Raw genomic sequence first — 20,461 nt, 5'->3', positions numbered from 1 at the left:
GGCCTGCCGACCGCACTGCGGGTGGTTCCGGCCCGGTAGGTATGCGCCACTCCGGTCGGCTACGGCTGCCGAAGCCGGGTGATGGACTTGTGCTCGATGTAGCCGGTGAGTCCGACCTTGCCGTACTCGCGGCCGAGGCCGCTGGCCTTGTAGCCGCCGAAGGGGCCGTCGAAGCTGATGGGCGATCCGTTGAGGGTGATGGTTCCGGTGCGCAGCTTGCGGGCGACGGCCAGGGCGCGCTCGGGGTCGGCGCTCCAGATGCCGCCTGAGAGGCCATATTCGGAGTCGTTGGCGATGCGGACGGCGTCGTCCTCGTCGTCGTAGGCGATGACGGCCAGGACCGGGCCGAAGATCTCCTCCTGGGCGATGCGCATAAAGTTGTCGACGTCGGCGAAGAGGGTCGGGGTGACGTAGTTGCCCTTTTCCAGGCCCTGGGGGACGTGCGGGCCGCCGGTGACCAGGCGGGCGCCCTCCGCTATGCCGATGTTGATGTAGTCGATGACGCGCTGCTGCTGGTCGGGGCGGATCATCGGGCCGATGAAGGTGTCGGGGGCGGAAGGGTCGCCGACCTTCAGCGATTCGACCATGTCCTTGAGCGCGGCGACGACCTCTTCGTGACGCTCGCGGGGGACCAGGATGCGGGTCTGCAGGATGCAGGCCTCGCCGTTGTTGCCGAAGGAGCCGAAGCGCAGGCCCTGTACGGCGGCGTCCAGGTCCGCGTCCTCCAGGATCAGAGCCGCGGACTTGCCGCCCAGCTCCAGGCTGACCCGCTTGAGGTGCTCGCCGGCGATGGAGGCGATGCGCCGGCCGGCACGCGTGGAGCCGGTGAAGGCGATCTTGTCGACGTCCGGGTGGGAGACGAGGTACTCGCTGGTCTCGCGGTCGGCGGGAAGGATGCTGAGCACGCCCGCGGGAAGCCCTGCCTCGTGCCACAGGTCCGCCAGCAGCATCATGCTGAGGGAGTTCTCCGGGGAGACCTTCAGAACAACCGTGTTGCCGGCCAGCAGGGCCGGGATCAGCTTGGCGGTGGCGGCGGAGAACGGCGAGTTCCACGGGATGACCGCGGCGACCACGCCGATCGCCTCCCGCCGCACGATGGTGTCGAAGGCCACCGACGGGTCGGAGGGTTCGATGACCTCCTCCCAGCCGAACTCCTCGGCCGCCTTGAGGTAAGCGTTGACCTGGCGGGTCAGGAAGGACTGGCCGACCTTGGTGAACCAGCCGGCCGAGCCGTTCTCGACGGAGATCGCCGCGGCGACCTCGTCGGCGCGGGCGGTGCGCAGGGCGTCGTAGCGCCGGATGATCTCCTGCCGCTCCTCGGGCGTGGTGCGCGGCCAGGGGCCGTGGTCGAAGGCCTCGCGGGCCGCGGCGACGGCCGCGTCCACGTCGGCGGGTGCGGCCTGGGCCACGCGGCCCAGCACCGACTGGTCGTGGGGGGAAAGGATGTCGAGCAGCTCCGGGTTGCTGGGGGTGACCCAGGAGCCGCCGATGTAGAGCTTGTCGCGAACAGTCATGTCTGTCGATTTCTTCATGTGAAACGTGGTGGGTGCAGGGCGCGGGCGGGAGTGCGTCCAAGGCCGCAGGAGTGGAGGAGACCACCGGAGAGAGCGGGTATCCGCGCTGTCGCCGGGCCCGTGGTCGCGTGCCGTCGGGCAGGCGACCGACGGCACGCGAAGCTGCAGGGTCGTTACGCGGTCTGGTGGTCGGTGGAGCGGCTCGCTTCGGCCCATGTGTCGGCCTCGGCCAGGCGAGCCTTTTCCGCGCTGACGGCGATTTCCAGGGCATCGCTGCCGAGAAGGAGCCGGCGCGGGGGCTCGGGCGCGTCCACGGCGGCGATGACGGCCCGGGCCATTCGGACGGGGTCGCCGGGCTCGTTGCCGCTGTAGGCCGCGAACTGCTCCAGCCATGCGCCGACCGTCTGCTGATAGTCAGGAGCGATGGGTCCGGACGGCTTCGCGGCGCCGGCGGCCCAGCCGGTGCGGATACCGCCCGGCTCCACGATGATCACCTTGATGCCGAACGGGGCCACCTCGTTCGCCAGCACCTCGGAGAAGCCTTCGACTCCGAACTTCGCTGTCTGGTAGGCGCTGAGCCCGGGCGTGCCGCCGACCCGGCCGCCGATGGACGAGATCTGCACGATGTGCCCGGACCGCTGGCCACGCAGTACGGGCAGGGCCGCCCGGGTCACGTTGATCACACCGAACAGGTTCGCCTCGACCTGCGCCCGGAACTCGTCCTCCGGGAAGTCCTCGATCGAACCGCTGGTGGCGTAACCCGCGTTGTTCACAACGACGTCGACGGTGCCGAATCGCTCCACTGCGGCCGCCACCACGCCCCGAGCCTCGGACGGCGATGTGACATCCAGCGCCACGGTCTCCAGCCGCTCCGGATACTTCGCCTTCAGATCAGCCAGAGCCTCCGGCCTGCGGGACGTGACGACGACTCGATCACCGTCCTCAAGAGCCTGAATAGCCAGGGCCCTGCCCAGCCCCTGGGAACCACCGGTGATCAACCAAGTCCGTGACATGGCGTTCTCCTCATCTTCTCGCCGTCCTTCTGGGTGCGATCTCAATGTAGACGTTTGCTCATCAACTGCAACAGCGATGTTGCAATAAATAGCTGAGATGTATCTCACCATGGGATGATGGCGCTGTAATCACCACTGCTGGTTAGGATCGCCGGATCATGAGAGCCGATGCCGCACGCAACCTGTCCTCCGTCCTCCGCACCGGGGCCCGCCTCCTGGCGGAGGATCCGAGCACGTCGATGGCGGCCATCGCCGCTGCGGCGGGTGTCGACCGCACCACCGTTCATCGCCGCTTCGCGAATCGGGAGGCGCTGCTGCGCGCCGTCTTCAAGGCCAAACTCGACTCGGCCGAGCGGGTGTTGGACGAGGCGCGGCTGACCGAGGCCCCGGTGCCGGTCGCTCTCCACCGCTATCTGGAGGGGATCATCCCGGTCGCCCGCGAGTGGCCTGTCGACACGCGCCGCATGATGCAGAAGGACCCCGAAGCCAGCGCTCGCCGTGAAGCGCAGAGTGCGCGCCTGAGCACTTTCATCCAGCGCGCTTGCGATGAGGGCTACCTGCGCGCCGAGATCGATGCGGCCTGGGCACGCGCGGTTCTCGACGCACTCGTCGACAGCATCGCCCACCGGTTCCCCGCAGTGGATCCCCCGCAGGCGGCCGACCTCGTCGCGGACGCCTTCCTGCGCGGCCTCGGAGTGACCTGACCCTGCGGGTGAGCCGGTCGCCGGCGCTCTAGCCTTCTTCCGCGCCGTCGCCGTCCAGCATCAACCCGCACGCATGCAGCCACCCGTGGTGCGCTGATCCCGCCACTCCGGCGGGTGGTGGCCGCCGCGATGACGAAGTCCTCATCATCGCTGGTGATGTGGCGGGACGGCCTCCCGCCCAGTTAGGGTCCAGCGCGGACAGTCCGCGCTCGTCGAAGGCGTGGATGACATCGCGCACGGTGTCCTCATCAGCGGCGACCAACCGCGCGACGGCCCCGACCGGCGTCCCTCCGGCGGAGGCCATGATGATCAACGCGCGGCGGACCCGGATCGAGCCGTGCGCGCCACGGCGGATCAGCCGTTGGAGAGTCTGGCCTTCGTGATCGGACAGCCGCCGTGCCCGCACGGGTTCGGCCATGCGTGTCTCCCACCACCGTCATCTCTGTCGGTACGACGGTGGAGGACAACCCAGCGAAAGCCTCACAAGCCGGACGGCGTAGGCACTCTGCATCCTCGCCACGCTCGTGGCGGCCTCACCAGGCTGTGGTCGGCGATGGTGCAACCGCGATCCTGGTGGTCACGCTCGGGGTCCGGTGCTCATCGCCTGCGCCACCACGTCCTCGGGATGGTCGAATGGGCGATGAAGTGCGTTACCTTCTGCAGGTCTGGCCCGAGGCCTACCGGAAGCCCGTCGTCGTCAAGTCGACGACCGAATCCTTCCGATACCGGCTCCACGTGGGGTGAACCCGACCGGCCAGCCTCGACGACACGTAGACGCACGCGAACTCCGGCACTCATTCGTCTCGATCATGAGAGCTCGCGGCGTCCGCATCGAGACGATCGCCGATCTCGTCGGCCACGCCGGCGCCCGCGTCACGGAGTCGGTCTACCGGCTCCAGCTCAGCCCCGAGATCGCGCAAGGCGCAGAGGCAATGAACGAGATCTTCGGAGCACAGGGTAAGTCCGCCTGAATTGGCTCCCCGCGACCTTCTAAGATCAAAAAAGGGCCCCGGAGAATCTCCGGAACCCTCAATGACCTGCATTAATCTGGTGGACGATACAGGGATTGAACCTGTGACCTCTTCCGTGTCAGGGAAGCGCTCTCCCGCTGAGCTAATCGTCCAAGCAAACTTCCGAGCGGAAGACGGGATTCGAACCCGCGACCCTCACCTTGGCAAGGTGATGCTCTACCCCTGAGCCACTTCCGCGTGGTCGCCTCGGATTTACCTCCGCGACACCTGTCTTACTCTAGCGGACTTCACGAGACTCCGTGACGACCTCGAGGTGGAGACGGGATTTGAACCCGTGTACGCGGCTTTGCAGGCCGCTGCCTCGCCTCTCGGCCACTCCACCGAGCGGAAGACGGGATTCGAACCCGCGACCCTCACCTTGGCAAGGTGATGCTCTACCCCTGAGCCACTTCCGCGTGATCCGCCGTTCCCTTCCGGGTCGGCCTCACGAAGAAGACTTTAGCGTGTTTCCCGGGTGCTCGTGCGCACCAAGCGCGTGCCGCGCGCCCGCGAGGATCGCTCCGTACTGGATGGCGACCAGGTGGGCGATCGGAATCGTCTGGTCGGACATCTCGTTTTCGGCGTCCACGCACCATTTTTCGTACGTCTCCGACAGGGCCCGGCAGCCGCGCCGGATGGCGGGAGTGCCGTTGCCGATGGCCATCTCGCCCTCCAGGGCGCGCAGCAGCATGCCGCCGAAGCGGAGGCGGTAGCTGTGCACGAGGTCGCGGCAGGAGGAGACCTCGGCGGCGGTGGCGGGGCGGGCGGCGCCGGGGGCGGTCGAGCGGTTCTCGTCGGTGGCGGCGATGCTGGCGAGCATCGGGATGAAGAAGCGGGAGGCGCGGAGGAAGGGGGAGGAGCTGACCAGGTCGGCGGTGACGCCGGTGAGGGTCTCCTCCAGGATCGTGGCGGTCTCGCGCAGGTGGGCGGCCTGGGTGCGGATCAGTTCCCCGTACGCGATCTCCGTCTCCGAGGTGTCGCCGGCGGCGGGGTCGACCCAGTAGGGGAGTTCGGCGGTGAGGCAGAGGGTGCCCCAGCGGGCGGCGTAGGTGTCGGAGGCGGTGCCGGTGATGACCTCCGTCGGGTCCTGGCCGAGGGCCTCGACGTAGTCGTAGGTCTCCTCCATGCGGGGGGTGAGGAAGATCGCGGGGGCCAACTGGCCGATGGCCGGGTGTTCGGGTTCGCCGACGTGCAGGGGGAGGCCGAACAGGGCGGGGAGTTCGGTCAGGACCGTCTGGAGCTCGGGTTCGGGGCGGGACAGGTAGTAGAAGACGCCGCCGAGTTCGCCGTTGTGGAGGGTGGTCAGGAAGGCGGGGCGGGTCCGGTCGATCAGCCGCATCAGGGCCAGGGTCTCCGGCAGGACCCGGTCGAAGTAGGAGCGTTTGTAGGTGAACGGGAAGGTCCATTCGACCTGTTCGTCCCCGGCGGGGCGGTAGAAGTGCCGGCCGTAGTGGGCCTTGGTGTACGGCCCGGCGAACCAGCCCTCGTTGAGGCGGGTGCCGTCGGGGTCGAGGCAGCCGACGATGTGCCAGCGGGCGCCGTTGCGAAGCGTCGTGTCCGCGCAGAGCCGGGAGGCCAGGTGCATCACCGTCAGGCCGCCGATGGGCTCGTTGGGGTGGGGGCCGGCGGCCACGACGACGTCGCGGTCGCCCTCGCCGATGGTGAGGCACAGCAGGGGGTCGCCCAGGCGTGAGGTGCCGATCCGCTCGATCGTGGCCAGGTCGCGGTGGGCGGCGGCCAGGCCGGTCAGGTACTCGTTGACCTCGTCGACGGTGGCGAACCGGTCGTACTCGGGGACGGTGCCGAGTTCACGCGTCAGGTCTGGAGCAAGCATCCCTTAAGTTTGCACACGGACCATACCCCCTATAAAGACACAAAGTCTGACAAATAAGGTTCAGGGCATGTCTCTCCTGTTCAGGAACGCCCGAGCCGGGATCGGCGGGCCGCTCACCGCCTTCGCGATCTCGGCCGGGCAGGTCGTCGCCCCCGGCGACGTCACCCCCGACGAGATCGTCGACCTCCAGGGCGCGACCGTGCTGCCCGGTCTCGTGGACGCCCACGTGCACTCCGTGCAGTGGGCGCAGAACCGCCGCCGTGCCGACCTGTCCGCGGCCACCTCCGCCGCGCACGCCGTCTCCCTCATCCTGGAGGCGGTACGACCGGGGGAGCCCACCATGGGCTTCGGCTTCCGGGACGCCTTCTGGGCCGACGAGATGCACAAGGACCTGCTGCCGGTCGAACATCCCTTCGTCCTGGTCAGCAACGACCTCCACACGGCCTGGTTCAGCCAGGCCGCGCTCTCGCTGATCGGCCGGGGCGACCACCCGACCGGGGTGCTCCTCGAAGGCGACTGCTTCCGCGGGCTGGCCGCGCTGCCGCCGCCGCCCGCCGAGGTGGTCGACGCATGGGTGGCCGAGGCGATGACGGCCGCGGCGGCGCGGGGGGTCACGGGGGTCATCGACTTCGAGTACGCCGACAACGTGAGCGACTGGCAGCGCCGCCGGACCGACGTGCGGGTCGCCTGTTCGATCCCGCGGGACCGGCTTGACACCGCGATCGCCAACGGGCTGCGTACCGGAATGGAGATCGGCGAGTTCCTGCGGGTGGGGCCGGTGAAGATGTTCGTGGACGGGTCCCTGAACACCCGGACCGCCTACTGCGCCGACCCCTATCCCGGCACCGCCTCGCGGGGCCTGCTGGAGCTGCCGCCCGACGAACTGCTCGGCACCATGAAGGCGGCCAGTGAGAACGGGATCCATCCCGCCGTGCACGCCATCGGCGACGACGCGGTCACCATCGCCCTCGACGCCTTCCACACCCTCGGCTGCCCGGGGCGGATCGAGCACGCGCAGCTCGTCTCCCGCGCCGACTTCCCCCGGTTCGCCCTGGAGGGCCTGGTCGCGGGCGTGCAGCCCGCCCACCAGCCCGACGACCGCGAGGTCGCCGACCTCCAGTGGCCGGGACGCACCGACCGGGCCTACGCCTTCGCCGACCTGCTGGCCGCCGGGGCGACCATCGAGATCGGCTCGGACGCCCCGGTGTCGCCGCTCGACCCGTGGGACGGCATCGCCTCGGCCGTCACCCGGACCGACGACGACCGGCCGGCCTGGCATCCCGAGCAGGCGATCCCGCTCGCCACCGCGCTGGCCGCCGCCGCGCAGGGCCGGACCGGCGTCCACGCCGGCGACCCGGCCGACCTCGTCGTCGTGGGCGACATGTCCGATCTGCGGAACCCGGAGATCCTCGGGACGATGCTCGCCGGGCGGTGGACGTACAAAAACGGGGTTTGATGCCCGATATCGGGCAGGATTCTTGGTATTCCCGGTTCCTCCTCCGTAAGGTCCATCTCTGTGCCGTACGACGACCTCATCGCCCACCTCATGCGGACGACCTCGCTCGGCCCGGGTGAGGCGGCGCGGGTGGTCGCCGACGTGCTCAGCTACTTCGGCGAGACGGCCGAGGCCTTCGTCAGGCGTAGGCATGCCGAAATGCGGGCACGCGGGCTCGGCAACGACGAGATCTTCCGCCGGGTGGCCGCAGAGCTGCCCGCGCGCCGGGTCGCGGCACCGGAGCTGTCACAGCGCCAGCTCCGCCGGATCATCTACGGAGGGTGAACTCTATGTGCGGAATCGTGGCCTACGTCGGGCCCAAGGACGCCGCGCCCATCTTGCTGGAGGGGCTCCAGAGGCTCGAATACCGCGGCTACGACTCCGCGGGCGTCGCCGTCGTCGCGTCGAGGGCGCTGAAGACCCGCAAGGTCAAGGGCCGCGTGGCCGACCTGGCGGCGGCGGTGCCGGCCCGCTTCAAGGGCACGACCGGCATCGGGCACACCCGCTGGGCCACCCACGGCGTGCCGAGCGACGTGAACGCCCACCCTCACCTGTCGAGCGACGAGCGCATCGCGGTCGTCCACAACGGGATCATCGAGAACGCCGACGCACTGCGGCAGCGGCTCGAAGGCGAGGGCGTCAAGTTCCTCAGCGAGACCGACTCCGAGGTGCTCTCCCACCTGATCGCCCGCACCGTCGAGGAGGCCGACTCCCTGGAGGAGGCGGTGCGCCGGGCCCTGAAGAGCGTCGTCGGCACCTACGGCATCGCCGTGGTCGACGCGCAGCGCCCCGGCGAGGTCGTGGTGGCCCGGCTGGGCAGCCCGATCGTGCTGGGCATCGGCGAGAAGGAGATGTTCGCCGCCTCCGACGTCGCCGCGCTGGTCCGCTACACGCGCCAGGTCGTCCACCTGGAGGACGGCGAGCTGGCCGTGCTGAAGGCCGACGGCTTCCACACCTTCGGCGGCGACGCCCGCGAGACCGCCAAGCAGCCGCTGACGGTCGACTGGGACACCGGCCACTACGACACCGGCGGCTACGAGCACTACCTGCTCAAGGAGATCTCCGAGCAGCCCGACACGATCGCCCGCACCCTGCGCGGCCGGCTCGACGACCGGTTCCACGTCGCCCACCTGGGCGGCCTGAACATGGACGCCCGCGAGACCCGCTCGTTCCGCCGCGTCAAGATCATCGGCTGCGGCTCGGCCTACTACTCGGGCCAGATCGGCGCCCAGCTCATCGAGGAGCTCGCCCGCATCCCGGCCGACGCCGAACCGGCCTCCGAGTTCCGCTACCGCAGCCCCGTCGTCGAGGCCGACACCCTGTACGTCGCCATCAGCCAGTCGGGCGAGACCTACGACACCCTGGCGGCCGTCCAGGAGCTCAAGCGCAAGGGCGGCCGGGTGCTCGGCATCGTGAACACGGTCGGCTCGGCCATCGCCCGCGAGTGCGACGGCGGCGTCTACCTGCACGCCGGCCCCGAGGTCTCGGTCGCCTCGACCAAGGCGTTCACCTCCACGGCGGCGGCCTTCGCCCTGCTGGCCCTGCACCTGGGCCGCGTGCGCGACCTGTCGCCCGCCGACGGCCGCCGCATCTGCGAGGGCCTGCGCGCCCTGCCCGAGCAGATCAAGGAGATCCTCACCCAGGAGGAGCACATCCGCGAGCTGGCCCACAAGTACGCCACGTCGGCCGGGATGATGTTCATCGGCCGGGTCCGCGGCTACCCGGTCGCCCGTGAGGGCGCGCAGAAGCTCAAAGAGGTCTCCTACGTCCACGCCGAGGCCTACCCGGCCAGCGAGCTCAAGCACGGCCCGCTGGCCCTCATCGGCCCCGAGATGCCGACCGTGGCGATCGTGCCCGACGACGAGATGCTCGACAAGAACCTCACCACCCTGGGCGAGATCCGCGCCCGCAGCGGCCGCATCCTGATGGTCGGCCACCGGGAGACCGACCAGGCCGACGACTGCGTCATCGTGCCGAAGAACCAGAACGAGCTCGACCCGATCCTGCTGTCGATCCCGCTCCAGCTCTTCGCCTACCACGCGGCGGTGGCCCTGGGCCGCGACGTCGACCGCCCCCGCAACCTGGCCAAGAGCGTCACCGTCGAGTGACCGCGGTGGCCGCGTTCTCCGGCTCCGGCATCGTCTGCCGGGGCCGGAGGACGGTCACGACCAGCAGCGACAGCAGGGAGAAGCCCGCCGCCGTCAGGAACGTCGCCGTCAGGCCCGCCGACGCGTGGACGGTCACCAGCACCGCCAGCCCCAGCGACCCGCCCATCTGCTGCATCGCCTGGAGCAGCCCGGAGGCCGCGCCCGCGTCGTCGCCCCGGACGCCGTTGATGATGCGCATGCTCATCACCACCAGGGCCGCCGCGGCGCCCACGCCCATGATCACCAGCGGCACGAAGACACCGGGGAAGTAGGAGGTCGTCGCGTCGATGCGCGACAACCACACCAGGCCGACCGGGATCAGCAGCATGCCCGCGACGGCGGCGGTGTGCGGCCGGACCACCCGCAGGATCCGGCCCGCCAGCTGCGACAGCGCCAGGATGGTCAGCGCCAGCGGGAGGAAGGCCAGGCCCGCCTGCATGGGGGAGTAGCCGAGTTCGAGCTGGACGAACTGGGTGAGGAAGAAGAACGTCCCCATCATCGCGGCCGGGAGCAGCAGCATCGCCGCATAGCCGGCCACCCGGGAGCGCTCGGCGAACAGGCCCAGGGGCATGACCGGTTGCGCGGCCCGCCGCTCGACCTGGACGAACAGCGTCAGCAGCAACACGCCGCCGAGCAGGGACGCCAGCGCCCACCCGTCGTCCCAGCCCTGTTCGGAGGCGCGGACCAGCCCGTACACGAGGCCGGAGGAGCCCGTCGTGGCGGTGACGGCTCCGGCGAGGTCGAAGCGGCCGGGGACCCGGTCGGTCTCGCGGACGAAGACCGGGGTCAGCGCCAGGATGGCCAGGCCGATCGGGACGTTCACGAACATCACCCAGCGCCACGACACCAGGTCGGTCAGCACCCCGCCCGCGAGCAGCCCGATCGCGGCCCCCGCCGCGCCGACCGAGGTGAACACGGCGATGGCGCGGTCGCGCAGCGGGCCCTGCGGGAAGTTGCCGGTGATCAGGGCCAGGCCGGCCGGTCCGGCCAGGGCGCCGCCGACGCCCTGGAGCACCCGGGAGGCGATCATGGCCTCGGGGCCGGGGGCGAAACCGCCGAGGAGCGAGGCCAGGGTGAAGATCAGCACCCCGGCCGTCAGGGCGCGGCGGCGGCCCAGGATGTCGCCGGCCCGGCCGCCGAGCAGCAGCAGGCCGCCGAAGGCCAGCATGTAGGCGTTCATCACCCACGACAGGCCTCCGGGGCTGAAACCGAGTTCCTCCTGGATGCCGGGGAGGGCGACGGTCACGATCGTGCCGTCGAGGATCAGCATGAGCTGGGCGAGGGCGATGACGAGCAGCGTGACGCGCTGGCGAGGGTTCATGGGGAGGCCCTTCAGGCGATAAAATAATCGGAGGCCGACTCCGGTAAATATACGGAGGCTGCCTCCGCTTACGCAAGGGAGTTGTCGTGAGGGCCGACGCGCGCCGCAACTACGAGCGCCTGCTGACCGAGGCCGGGGCGGCCTTCGGCGAGAAGGGCACCGAGGCGTCGCTCGAGGACATCGCCAAGGCCGCGGGCGTCGGCGTCGGCACGCTCTACCGCCACTTCCCGACCCGGCAGGACCTGATCCTGGCCGTGCTCCGCGACCGCTTCGAGGCGATGGCGGCCACCGCGCGCGACCTGACGTGCGACGACCCCGGCCGCGCGCTGCGCGAGTGGCTGCTGGCCCAGCTCCACCACATCACCGCCACCCGGGGGCTCACCGCCGAGCTCGCCGTGGCGGTCAACAACCCCGAGTCGCCCCTGCACGGACAGTGCGAGGCCCTCTTCTCGGTCTCCCACGACCTGCTGGGGAGGGCGAAGGAGACCGGCGCGGTGCGGCCCGACCTCACCCAGGCCGACCTGGCGACGATCGTCCACGGCATCGCGTGGGCGTGCGAGAGCGACCCGGTCCGGCAGGAGCGCCTGCTCGACCTGTTCCTAGAAGGCGTGCTGGTGTAAGTTTCAGGCGTTTTCGCAGGTAACCGCGTTACGTTACGAGCTTTCGTAGGAGGCTTCCCCGGCCCGTCCTAGCGTCCGTGGCATGAGACGCATCGCCCTCGTGGCGGCGCTGCTCGGCGGTTTCGTGCTCTTCGGCGTCACCCCCGCGCAGGCCGCACCCGTGATCTGCGAGAAGTACGGTTCCACGACCGTCCAGTCGGGCCGCTACGTTGTGATCAACAACGTGTGGGGCGCCAGCACCTCCCAGTGCATCGACGTCAACCAGGCCGGTGGCTTCACCATCCAGTCGGCCAACCACAACAACGCCACCAACGGCGCCCCGGCCTCCTACCCGGCGATCTACGCCGGGTGCCACTACGCCAACTGCTCGACCGGCAGCAACCTGCCCATGCAGGCCAGCTCGGGCAACTTCGGCAACGTCCGGACCAGCGTCAGCATGAGCTACCCGTCGACCGGGACGTGGGACGCCGCCTACGACATCTGGTTCGACCCGACCCCGCGCACCGACGGCCAGAACACCGGCGCGGAGATCATGATCTGGCTCAACCACCGGGGTTCGGTCCAGCCGGTCGGCAGCCAGGTCGGCACCGTGAACCTGGCCGGGGGGACCTGGCAGGTCTGGTTCGGCAACATCGGCTGGAACGTCATCTCGTACGTCCGGACCTCCGCCGCCTCCTCGATCGACTTCGCCGTGAACACCTTCTACAGCGACGCGGTCAACCGTGGCTACGCGCAGCGCTCCTGGTATCTGACCAGCGTGCAGGCCGGGTTCGAGCCGTGGGTGGGCGGCGCCGGGCTGACGCTGAACAACTTCACCTACACCACCAGCGGCGGCCAGAACCCCACCGACACCACCGCGCCGAGCGCGCCCTCGAACCTGACGGCGAGCGGCACGAACCTGTCGTGGAACGCCTCCTCCGACAACGTGGGCGTCGCGGGCTACCGGATCTTCCGCCGGCAGGGCACCAGCGGGTCGTTCAGCCAGGTCGCGACCTCGACCTCGACCTCCTACGCCGCGACGGGCCTGGCCGCCTCGACGACCTACCAGTTCTACGTGACGGCCTACGACGCGGCCGGGAACGTGTCGGGCCAGTCGAACACCGTCTCCGTGACCACCCAGGGCGGCGGCCAGACCGGCGGCTGCACGGTCCGGTTCGACCAGTGGGGCCCCGGCTACGTCGCCTACTTCACCCTGAACGGCCTGGCGACCAACTGGTCGATCCCGTTCACGCTGCCCTCGGGCCACCAGATCACCTCGAACTGGAGCTCGCAGCTCTCGGTCAGCGGCTCGAACGTGACCCTGACCGGCATGAGCTGGAACGCCAGTGTCCCCGCCGGTCAGAGCACCACGTTCGGCTTCCAGGCCAACCGGCCGGCCACCGGCAGCCCGCTGCCGACGATCCCCGGGTGCACGCAGGTTTGACCTGGAGTGCACTCCAGGGTTCATGGTTCAAGGCATGACCTCTCTCGTGCTCGGGGCCATGAACTTCGGCACCCTGACCGACGAACGCACGTCGTTCGCGCTGCTCGACCGCTTCGTCGACGCCGGTGGCACGGTGATCGACACCGCGAACTGCTACGCCTTCTGGAACGACCCGGACGGCCGGGGCGGCCAGAGCGAGCGGCTCCTGGGCCGCTGGCTGGCCGCCCGTCCGGGCCTGCGCGACCGGCTGACCCTGGCCACCAAGGCCGGGGCCGAGCCGGTCGGCCCGGGGGAGTGGCCCGCCAGCCGCGAGGGCCTGTCGGCCCCGGCCCTCAAGGAGGCGCTCACGCTGAGCCTCGGCCGCCTCGGGATCGACCACGTGGACCTCTTCTGGACCCACATGGAAGACCGGTCGGTCCCCCTTGAGGAGACGGCCGGGGCGCTCGCGGGCCTGGTCGCCGACGGCCTCACCGGCCGCGTCGGCGTCTCCAACCACCCCACGTGGCGGGTCGAGCGCGCCCGCGCCCTGGGCGCCCCCTATTCGGCGCTGCAGTTGCGCTACTCGTACCTGACCCCCCGGCCCTGGACCCGGGTCGAGGGCGTCAACCACCGCTTCGCGTGGGTGACCGACGAGACCCTCGACTACGTGGCCTCGGAAGGCCTCGACCTGTGGGCCTACACCCCGCTCATCTCGGGTTCCTATGTACGTCCGGAGCGCCCCTTCCCCGAGGCCTACGACCACCCGGACACCACCCGGAGGCTCGCCGCGCTCGCCCAGGTGGCCGACGGTCTCGGGGCGACCCGGAACCAGGTCGTGCTGGCCTGGCTGCTCGCCAAGGGGGTCAGCCCGATCATCGGGCCCTCCACGGTCGCCCAGCTCGACGAGCTGCTCGACCCGCCGCGGCTCGGGGCGGCGGAGCTGGCCGCGCTGGACGTCTAGCCCGGGTCGCGGCGCGTGACGAACCACCACGCGCCCGCGACGAGCACGCCCGCGAGCCCGGCCGTGATCGCGGCCTCCGCCGCGCCCAGCGCGGCGGAGGACCAGCCGAGCTCGCGGGCGGCCCGGTTGCGCAGCCCCTCGGCCATCAGCTGGCAGGCGGCGACGCCGAAGAACGCCGACCCCATCGCGACGGTGGTCCGCCGGGTGACGGCGCTCCAGAAGGCGCCGAGGGCCAGCGCGAAGAGCGCCCAGGTGAAGGGCAGTGCGCCGGTCAGCTCCGGCGGAAGGGTGCTCAGCGACCACCAGATCAGCGCGGTGACCAGCCCCGTTGTGGTGAGGGCGAGGACGGCCGCGGTGCCGATCTGGGGGGCCAGCCACCGGCCGCGGCTGATCGACTGGGTCCAGGCGAACTGGTGGGTGCCGCGTTCGTACTCGCGCGAGAGCAGCGGCGCTCCCAGGAACACCCCCATGACCAGGGGAAGGTAGGGGAACAGGCCGGCCGAGATGCCCCTGATGCCCGGATAGAGCCGTTCGGCGGCGACGAACCCGGCCCACAACACGACCACCAGGGCCATGCTGACCATGCGGACGCGGTGCAGCCTGATCGCGAGCCAGGTCACAACGCCACCGGCCGGGGAGCCAGGACGGCCTCGGGGGCACGCAGGTAGCCGAGCACCATGTCCTCCAGGGAGAGTTCGCGGGTGGTCCAGCGGGGGTCGTGGACGGGCCCCCGCACCCTGGCCAGCAGGGTCGTCTGCCGTTCGGTGTCGCTTCTGCCGATGACGTCGTAGGAGCCGGCGGGGGCCGTACCGGACGGGCCCACCAGCAGCCGGTGCGCGGACACCAGCTCCTCGATGTCGCCCGCGACCTGCACCCGTCCCCGGGAGACCAGGATCAGGTGGTCGCAGACCTCGGCGAGCTCGGCGACGACGTGGGAGGAGAGCAGCACGGTGAGCCCCCGCTCGGCGACGGCGGACATCAGCCCCTCCATGACCTCGTGGCGGGCGAGCGGATCGAGGTTGGCGAGCGGCTCGTCGAGGACGACGAGGTCGGCCCGTTTGGCGACGGCCAGCGTGATCGCGACCTGGGCCCGTTGCCCTCCGGACAACTGGCGGATCCTCTTCCGCTGCGGGATGCCCAGGTCGTCGAGCCGCCTCCGCGCGCCCTGGACGTCGAAGCGGGGGTTCAGCCCGGCCCCGGCCCTGATCGTCTCGGCGACGGTGAGCTCGGGGTAGAGCGGCTTGTCCTGCGCGACGAAGGCCACCCGGGGCAGGTTCGCGCCCCGCGGCGGCTGCCCGAAGACGCGCACCTCGCCCTCGTCCGCCCTGCGCAGCCCGACGGCCAGCCGCATCAGCGACGACTTGCCGGCTCCGTTCGGCCCGACGAGCGCGGCCACCCGCCCCTGCGGCACACTGGCGAAACAGCCCCGCAGGGCCCAGGTCCGGCCGTACCGCAAGCCGGCCCCGGTCACCTCCAGAGCGGGCACCCCGCTCATGCCGTCGCCTCCCCGGCCAGTCCGCCGGCCAGTCCGCCGACCAGGGCCGACTCGACCAGGGCCCGGATGTCGTCGGGCCCCAGGCCCGCCGCCCGCGCCTCGCGCACCCACGCCGCCAGCCGCTGTTCCAGCACGGGGTCGCGCGGCCGGGCCAGCGACCGCCGCACGAACGTCCCGAGGCCCGGACGGGGTTCGACCAGCCCCCGGGACTCCAGCTCGCGGTAGGCCCGCAGCACCGTGTTGGGGTTGATCGCCAACCGGCCCACCACCTCGGCCGCCGTCGGCAGCCGGTCGCCGGGGGTCAGCCGGCCGAGCCGCATGGCCTGTTCGACCTGCTGCACGATCTGCATGTACGTCGCCACGCCCGACCTCTTGTCGAGAGAGAACTCGATCAACGCCGCTCCCATCATTCCACTAATGCATTAGTTAATTGATGGAGAGCTCCGCCGTCAACCCGGACCCCGGTGGCATAACTCCATGTAACTAGTCATATGCTCAACGTGTACGACCGAGGGGAGGGCGGAGTGCGGCGTCGGGAGTTCCTCCTGTGGGGAGCCGGGCTCGCCGCATTGGCCGCCGGCTGCGGGGCTGACCCACGTCCACTGGGCGTGCCGCTCTCCCTGGTCGTGCCGGCCGTCGTGGGCGGCCACGACGACCTCTTCGCCCAGGAGCTGCGGAGGGTCGTCACCCGGCGCGGCCTGGCCCGCGCCGCCGTCGTCACCACCTGCGACGGCGACAGGACGTCGATCAAGGACTTCACCCAGGGGGCGAGCCGCGGCCGGCTTCTGGTCGCCGGACCGGCGCTGGTCAACACGGCGGGCACCGCCCCGCTCGCCCGGATGGCCGGGGAGTGGTCGGTGGTCCTCGCCCCGATGGGCTCCCGCCTGCGCGACTTCGACGGGCTGGCCGCCGCCCTGCGCAGGCACCCCGGCTCGGTGCTGATGGGCGGCGGGGCCCACGGAGGGGCCGACCACGTCCTGTGCGGCCTGCTCGCCAAGGGTCTGGGGGCCGACGCGCGCCTGGTCGACTACGCCGCCTTCCCGGAGAAGGACGGCCTCCTCGGCGCGCTCCTCGACGGCCGCGTCGCCGCCGGGGTCGGCGGGGTCGCCCGGTTCGCGCCGCAGATCCGCGCGGGCCGTGTCCGGGCGCTCGCCGTCTCGTCGCCCGAGCGCCTGCCGGAGGTCGACGCGCCGACCCTCATGGAGTCGGGGGTACGCCTCGTCCACGCCGACTGGCGCGGCCTGCTGGCCTCCGAGTCCCTCCGCGAGGACGACCGCGACCACCTGCTCGACGTCTGCCGGGGCGTCGGCGGCTCGGCCGAGTGGTCGGCCACCTGCCGCCGCCACGGCTGGGCGCAGCTCTACCTCGACGGCCCCGACTTCGACGACTGGCTCCGCGTCGAGTCGACACGGGCCCGCGACGTCCTCACTGACCTGGGCCTCAAGCAATAATCTGACAAAAAGCCCTAAATGTGGTGGTCTCAGTCCGTGACGGAAGCATGGAACTGGATCTCCCTCGCCATCGCCGTGCTCGCCGCCCTCATCGCGGTCGAGCTGGTCCGCCGCATCCTGCGCTCACGGCTCGTCGGGGAACGCTGGGCCCTGGCCGGGCCGCTGGTCCGGCGCTGCACCTGGCCCGGGTTCGTGACCGCCGCGCTCGCCACCGCCGCCGCCGTCTACGACCGGGGCCTGATCCCGCCCGAGGCCGAAGGCTGGGTCGGCCACCTGACCACCATCGCGCTGATCTTCTGCGCCACCTGGCTCGTCATCCAGACCGCCTACGCGGTGACCGACGTCGTGCTCGAACGGCTGGTGCGCGTCGAGGGAGACGCCAACCGGCGGGCGCGTCGGATCAGGACCCAGATCGAGCTGGTGCGGCGGGTCTGCGCCGCCGTCGTGATCGTGCTCGCCCTGGGTGCCATGTTGTTCACCTTCCCGCAGGTCAGAGCACTGGGAGCGGGGCTGCTCGCGTCGGCCGGCATCGCCGGGGTGCTGGTCGGGATCGCGGCCCAGTCGACCCTGGGGAACCTGCTGGCCGGGCTCCAGCTCGCCTTCTCCGACGCCATAAGGCTCGACGACGTCGTGGTGGTGCAGGGCGAGTGGGGGCGGGTCGAGGAGCTCACCCTCACCTACGTGTCGCTGCGGCTCTGGGACGAGCGGCGGCTGATCCTGCCCGTCTCCCACTTCGCCAACAACCCGTTCGAGAACTGGACCCGGCACGAGAGCCGGATCCTCGGCACCGTCTTCCTCCGTGTCGACTGGACGGTGCCGATCCCCGAACTGCGCGCCGAACTGCACCGGGCGATCAAGGACAACCCGCTCTGGGACCAGAAGGACTGGACCCTCCAGGTCACCGACATCACCCCCGGCGGCCTGGTCGAGGTGCGCGCCCTCATGTCGGCCGCCGACTCGGCCAGCGCCTGGGACCTGCGGTGCGACGTGCGGGAACACCTGGTCACCTGGATCAGGGAGAACTACCCGGAGAGCCTGCCGCGGCTGCGGGTCACAGAGGCCTGATCGTCGAGCCGATCTGCTCGAACAGGGTCTCCTTGCCGGGCAGGTCGGTCGTCAGGGTCACCACGCAGGTCGTGCCCTTGCCCGAATGGGCGTAGTACTGGGTGCCCTGGACCGGCCCGGCCGGCATCTTCAGGGTGTAGCGGATGCGCACCCCCTGGGCGGGCCCGATCTTGACCACGCCCGCGTCGGAGACCGTGGCGCCGACGGTCGCGAGCTGCTGCTCGGCCTGCTGCTGGAGGGCCTCGTTGGAGCCGCCCACACTGGGCCGGCAGAAGCCGTTGAGGTTGGTGACGAAGCCCTGCTTCGACTCCTTCTGGCTGGCGGGGTCGAGGGCGTACACCGCCTTGGCGCTCTGCAGGGCCTTCAGGCCCTGCCTGGCCTGGTCGAGGGCCGCGCCGGTGAGGCCGGTGGCCGCGAGCTGCTCCTCGAAGCCCGACTTCGACAGGTCGACGACCTTCCAGGCGGTCGGCACGCCGATCGAGACGCCGGTGGCCACCCCGCCGACACGGTGGAAACCCTCGGGCACCTCGGTGCCGGGGATGGGCTTGGGCACCGGCTTGGTGCAGGCCGCGAGTAAGAGCAGGGCCGGGAGCACGATGAGGGCTGAACGCACGCCCCCGAGCGTAACGCCCGGCGGCCGAACTCCCAGGTCACATGTCCGGAAATAGGCATAAACCGGATGTGAAGTGGTAGGGATCCCTAGAGGTGGGGAGATGGCTGCAAATCCTGTGGTCCGGTTCCGGCGCTGGCTGGGATTCGACCGGAACCCGTTGCGCCGCCCGTGCGACCGCGTCGAGGCGGCGGTCCGCCGGCTGGTCGTCCTCGTCACGCTCGCCGCCGTGGTGTGCGGGCTGATGCTGGGCATGAAGGCCTACGGCGAGGGGGTGCGCGCAGAGCAAGAACAGGCACGTGCCCGGCACGCCACCGAGGCGACGCTGCTCGACGACGCGCGCGTGCACGCGACCGTGAACGGCCCGGCCACCGCGACCGTCATGGCCGCCTGGAAGGGCTCCGACGGCAGAGATCACCAAGGGCTGGTCCAGGCCCCGGTGTTGTCGATGAAGGGCCAGAAGATCACGATCTACACCGACGCCAAGGGCGAGCCCGTGCAGCGCCCACGCGACCGCGAGACCACCGTCGTCGCCGCGCTGACCGTGGGCACCGGGGTGCCGCTGGCCATGATCGTGGCGAGCTGCGCCCTGCTGGGCGTGACCCGGCTGCTGGTGTGGCGCCGCGTCCGCCGGGAGTGGGCCGACGCCTGGACGGTCGTCGAGCCGACCTGGCGCATCAACGGGCGCTAGGAGGCCGCCCCTCCGGTGGCGACCTTGGCGATGTGCTCGGAGACGGCGGCCTTGAACGCCGCCGCCACGGTGACCCCTATCGGGTCCCGGGCCGCGATCTCGGCGGCCCGCTTGCGGCCGGTGCCGGGGAACGCCCTCTGGATCACCTTGCCCGCGTGCCCCAGTGAGATCAGCGCCACCGTGCGCGCGTCGGGCTCCGCGCCGCCCAGCACGTCACGCACCCGTTCGCGGACCGACGTCCGCAGGGCGGGATCCGCCTCGGGGAACACCTCGTACCTGATCAGCTTGAGCAGGCGGCGTCTCTCATGGGTGATCGCGCCCCGGTCGGCGAGTCTGCGCAGCAGCCGCGCCCGCCGGTCGGGCGTGTACATCGCGGTCCAGAAGTCGCCGAACCCGGGCGCCTCCTCGAAGGCCGCCAGCCGTCCGAGCGTCCGGTCGAGCTCGTCCTCCGCCACCGGCGTGGGGTCGGTCACCTCCAGCCGGCCGTCCCGGTACACGAGCCGCCCCCGGACGGCCAGCTCGGCGAGCACGGCCGCGCTGAGCAGGTAGTCCAGGCTCTCCAGCTCGACGAGAGGCGAGCCGTTGGACTTGTAGGCGAGCAGGAGCAGCTCTTCCGCTAACAGCAGGTCCATGTCCCAAGTCTGACGTCCGGCCGGCCGCGCGTGGCGGGGTTCAGGCGCTCCTCGACCCGCCTTCGCGGGCCGTTGAGGCCGGAGAGGTGACCGGCTGTCTTCGTGGGCCTGCGGATCCAGGTGCCGGACCGGCTGACGGTGGCCATCGACCGACGTGGCCCGCCACGGGCAGTACGGGCCCATATCCCGGTCCGCGATCTCGCGGATGGACGGAACGGATTATCCTTCAGGGCGATTTCCGGCTGAGGCCCGGCTGTCGACAGAATGTCCATCTCGGTTTCGGAGGAACCCACCTGAAGAGTGCGGCGGCATTTCATTCCGGCCGGCTGCCGCCCAGGTCAGTGACCTGCCGTCATGGCGGGAGAGTGGGCCCCTCGGGGCCGGCCGATCGGTCCGGGTGATGAATAGGCGGTCTTTGTCGGCAATCGGCAGATTTTGTCGGTCATATCAAAAGTCATGTCGAAATTGTCAATATTTCGATTTGCCGGATGATTTG

The 20,461-nt window shown here is 70.6% G+C and carries 21 protein-coding genes and 4 tRNA genes; 11 read left to right on the top strand and 14 right to left on the bottom strand.

Translation table 11 applies throughout. The annotated features are described in order from the left end of the window. Window positions 1–59 precede the first annotated feature (59 nt). Window positions 60–1,514 carry an aldehyde dehydrogenase gene (locus tag QSK34_RS09885; RefSeq protein WP_285582415.1) on the bottom strand — a complete coding sequence of 485 codons (1,455 nt, stop codon included), beginning with the start codon at window positions 1,512–1,514 and terminating at the stop codon, window positions 60–62. A gap of 173 nt (window positions 1,515–1,687) precedes the next feature. Next, on the bottom strand, window positions 1,688–2,527 hold the full coding sequence (locus tag QSK34_RS09880; protein ID WP_285582413.1) for an oxidoreductase: 840 nt from the start codon (window positions 2,525–2,527) through the stop codon (window positions 1,688–1,690). 158 nt (window positions 2,528–2,685) lie between these two features. Between QSK34_RS09880 and QSK34_RS09875 the strand changes: the two genes are divergently transcribed. Beyond that, window positions 2,686–3,231, top strand: coding sequence for a TetR/AcrR family transcriptional regulator (locus tag QSK34_RS09875; protein WP_285582411.1), 546 nt, complete (start codon window positions 2,686–2,688; stop codon window positions 3,229–3,231). A 28-nt stretch (window positions 3,232–3,259) separates the two neighbouring features. Here the strand turns inward: QSK34_RS09875 and QSK34_RS09870 are convergent, their stop codons facing one another. Continuing rightward, a complete protein-coding gene (locus tag QSK34_RS09870; RefSeq protein WP_285582409.1) occupies window positions 3,260–3,649 on the bottom strand; it encodes a helix-turn-helix domain-containing protein in 390 nt (129 codons plus the stop codon). A gap of 391 nt (window positions 3,650–4,040) precedes the next feature. Here QSK34_RS09870 and QSK34_RS09865 point away from each other — a divergent pair, with 391 nt between their 5' ends. Then, a complete protein-coding gene (locus tag QSK34_RS09865) occupies window positions 4,041–4,202 on the top strand; it encodes a hypothetical protein (RefSeq protein ID WP_285582407.1) in 162 nt (53 codons plus the stop codon). 77 nt (window positions 4,203–4,279) lie between these two features. On the opposite strand, the gene QSK34_RS09860 is transcribed toward QSK34_RS09865, so the two are convergent. The 5 genes from QSK34_RS09860 to QSK34_RS09840 form a co-directional block, all read right to left on the bottom strand. Continuing rightward, window positions 4,280–4,354, bottom strand: a tRNA-Val gene (locus tag QSK34_RS09860). Between the two features lie 13 nt (window positions 4,355–4,367). Continuing rightward, window positions 4,368–4,439, bottom strand: a tRNA-Gly gene (locus QSK34_RS09855). A 74-nt stretch (window positions 4,440–4,513) separates the two neighbouring features. Then, window positions 4,514–4,584, bottom strand: a tRNA-Cys gene (locus QSK34_RS09850). 1 nt (window position 4,585) lies between these two features. Further along, window positions 4,586–4,657, bottom strand: a tRNA-Gly gene (locus tag QSK34_RS09845). Window positions 4,658–4,686: 29 nt separating this feature from the next. After that, window positions 4,687–6,075 carry a M14 family zinc carboxypeptidase gene (locus QSK34_RS09840; RefSeq protein WP_285582405.1) on the bottom strand — a complete coding sequence of 463 codons (1,389 nt, stop codon included), beginning with the start codon at window positions 6,073–6,075 and terminating at the stop codon, window positions 4,687–4,689. A 67-nt stretch (window positions 6,076–6,142) separates the two neighbouring features. On the opposite strand from QSK34_RS09840, the gene QSK34_RS09835 reads away from it, so the two are divergent. From QSK34_RS09835 to glmS, 3 genes are read left to right on the top strand one after another with little or no spacing between them, the layout of a single operon-like run. After that, window positions 6,143–7,531 carry an amidohydrolase gene (locus QSK34_RS09835; protein WP_285582403.1) on the top strand — a complete coding sequence of 463 codons (1,389 nt, stop codon included), beginning with the start codon at window positions 6,143–6,145 and terminating at the stop codon, window positions 7,529–7,531. 60 nt (window positions 7,532–7,591) lie between these two features. Beyond that, the gene (locus QSK34_RS09830) at window positions 7,592–7,855 is read left to right on the top strand and encodes a hypothetical protein (protein ID WP_285582401.1); all 264 of its coding nucleotides are present in this window, start codon (window positions 7,592–7,594) and stop codon (window positions 7,853–7,855) included. Between the two features lie 5 nt (window positions 7,856–7,860). Continuing rightward, a complete protein-coding gene (gene glmS / locus QSK34_RS09825) occupies window positions 7,861–9,678 on the top strand; it encodes a glutamine--fructose-6-phosphate transaminase (isomerizing) (protein ID WP_285582399.1) in 1,818 nt (605 codons plus the stop codon). On the opposite strand, the gene QSK34_RS09820 is transcribed toward glmS, so the two are convergent. Next, entirely contained in the window at window positions 9,665–11,038 is a 1,374-nt protein-coding gene (locus tag QSK34_RS09820) for an MFS transporter (RefSeq protein WP_285582397.1), read from the bottom strand. The two genes, glmS and QSK34_RS09820, sit on opposite strands and share 14 nt — an antisense overlap. Window positions 11,039–11,124: 86 nt before the next feature. Between QSK34_RS09820 and QSK34_RS09815 the strand changes: the two genes are divergently transcribed. The 3 genes from QSK34_RS09815 to QSK34_RS09805 all read left to right on the top strand — a co-directional run bounded on the left by QSK34_RS09815 (window position 11,125) and on the right by QSK34_RS09805 (window position 14,021). Further along, window positions 11,125–11,658 (top strand): TetR/AcrR family transcriptional regulator, encoded by a 534-nt coding sequence (locus tag QSK34_RS09815; protein WP_161483998.1) that lies wholly within the window; start codon window positions 11,125–11,127, stop codon window positions 11,656–11,658. An 82-nt stretch (window positions 11,659–11,740) separates the two neighbouring features. After that, window positions 11,741–13,081 carry a GH12 family glycosyl hydrolase domain-containing protein gene (locus QSK34_RS09810; RefSeq protein ID WP_285582394.1) on the top strand — a complete coding sequence of 447 codons (1,341 nt, stop codon included), beginning with the start codon at window positions 11,741–11,743 and terminating at the stop codon, window positions 13,079–13,081. 34 nt (window positions 13,082–13,115) lie between these two features. Further along, a complete protein-coding gene (locus QSK34_RS09805) occupies window positions 13,116–14,021 on the top strand; it encodes an aldo/keto reductase (RefSeq protein ID WP_285582393.1) in 906 nt (301 codons plus the stop codon). Here the strand turns inward: QSK34_RS09805 and QSK34_RS09800 are convergent. Genes QSK34_RS09800 through QSK34_RS09790 form a run of 3 tightly spaced genes read right to left on the bottom strand, consistent with a single transcriptional unit; the run spans window position 14,018 to window position 15,911 of the window. Continuing rightward, window positions 14,018–14,641 carry an ABC transporter permease gene (locus tag QSK34_RS09800; protein ID WP_285582390.1) on the bottom strand — a complete coding sequence of 208 codons (624 nt, stop codon included), beginning with the start codon at window positions 14,639–14,641 and terminating at the stop codon, window positions 14,018–14,020. The two genes, QSK34_RS09805 and QSK34_RS09800, sit on opposite strands and share 4 nt — an antisense overlap. Further along, entirely contained in the window at window positions 14,638–15,516 is an 879-nt protein-coding gene (locus tag QSK34_RS09795; protein WP_285582388.1) for an ABC transporter ATP-binding protein, read from the bottom strand. Before QSK34_RS09795 ends, QSK34_RS09800 begins: the two co-directional genes overlap by 4 nt. Continuing rightward, entirely contained in the window at window positions 15,513–15,911 is a 399-nt protein-coding gene (locus tag QSK34_RS09790; RefSeq protein WP_285582386.1) for a GntR family transcriptional regulator, read from the bottom strand. The genes QSK34_RS09795 and QSK34_RS09790 overlap by 4 nt, the downstream gene beginning before the upstream one ends. Before the next feature lie 129 nt (window positions 15,912–16,040). Between QSK34_RS09790 and QSK34_RS09785 the strand changes: the two genes are divergently transcribed. Together QSK34_RS09785 and QSK34_RS09780 are read left to right on the top strand one after the other, a co-directional pair. Continuing rightward, complete coding sequence (locus tag QSK34_RS09785; RefSeq protein WP_285582384.1) at window positions 16,041–16,967, top strand: Bug family tripartite tricarboxylate transporter substrate binding protein; 927 nt, start codon at window positions 16,041–16,043, stop codon at window positions 16,965–16,967. Window positions 16,968–17,003: 36 nt separating this feature from the next. Further along, complete coding sequence (locus QSK34_RS09780) at window positions 17,004–18,032, top strand: mechanosensitive ion channel family protein (protein ID WP_285582382.1); 1,029 nt, start codon at window positions 17,004–17,006, stop codon at window positions 18,030–18,032. Here the strand turns inward: QSK34_RS09780 and QSK34_RS09775 are convergent. Next, the gene (locus QSK34_RS09775) at window positions 18,019–18,645 is read right to left on the bottom strand and encodes a hypothetical protein (protein WP_285582380.1); all 627 of its coding nucleotides are present in this window, start codon (window positions 18,643–18,645) and stop codon (window positions 18,019–18,021) included. The genes QSK34_RS09780 and QSK34_RS09775 overlap by 14 nt on opposite strands. Before the next feature lie 100 nt (window positions 18,646–18,745). On the opposite strand from QSK34_RS09775, the gene QSK34_RS09770 reads away from it, so the two are divergent. Next, entirely contained in the window at window positions 18,746–19,333 is a 588-nt protein-coding gene (locus QSK34_RS09770; RefSeq protein WP_285582378.1) for an Rv1733c family protein, read from the top strand. Here QSK34_RS09770 and QSK34_RS09765 read toward each other — a convergent pair. After that, a complete protein-coding gene (locus tag QSK34_RS09765) occupies window positions 19,330–19,965 on the bottom strand; it encodes a GOLPH3/VPS74 family protein (RefSeq protein WP_285582376.1) in 636 nt (211 codons plus the stop codon). The two genes, QSK34_RS09770 and QSK34_RS09765, sit on opposite strands and share 4 nt — an antisense overlap. Window positions 19,966–20,461 lie beyond the last annotated feature (496 nt).

Source organism: Herbidospora sp. NBRC 101105 (assembly GCF_030269205.1).
Taxonomy (GTDB): Bacteria; Actinomycetota; Actinomycetes; order Streptosporangiales; family Streptosporangiaceae; genus Herbidospora; species Herbidospora solisilvae.
Note: the sequence above shows the minus strand (reverse complement) of the source record. Positions and strands in the feature narration are given on the sequence as shown.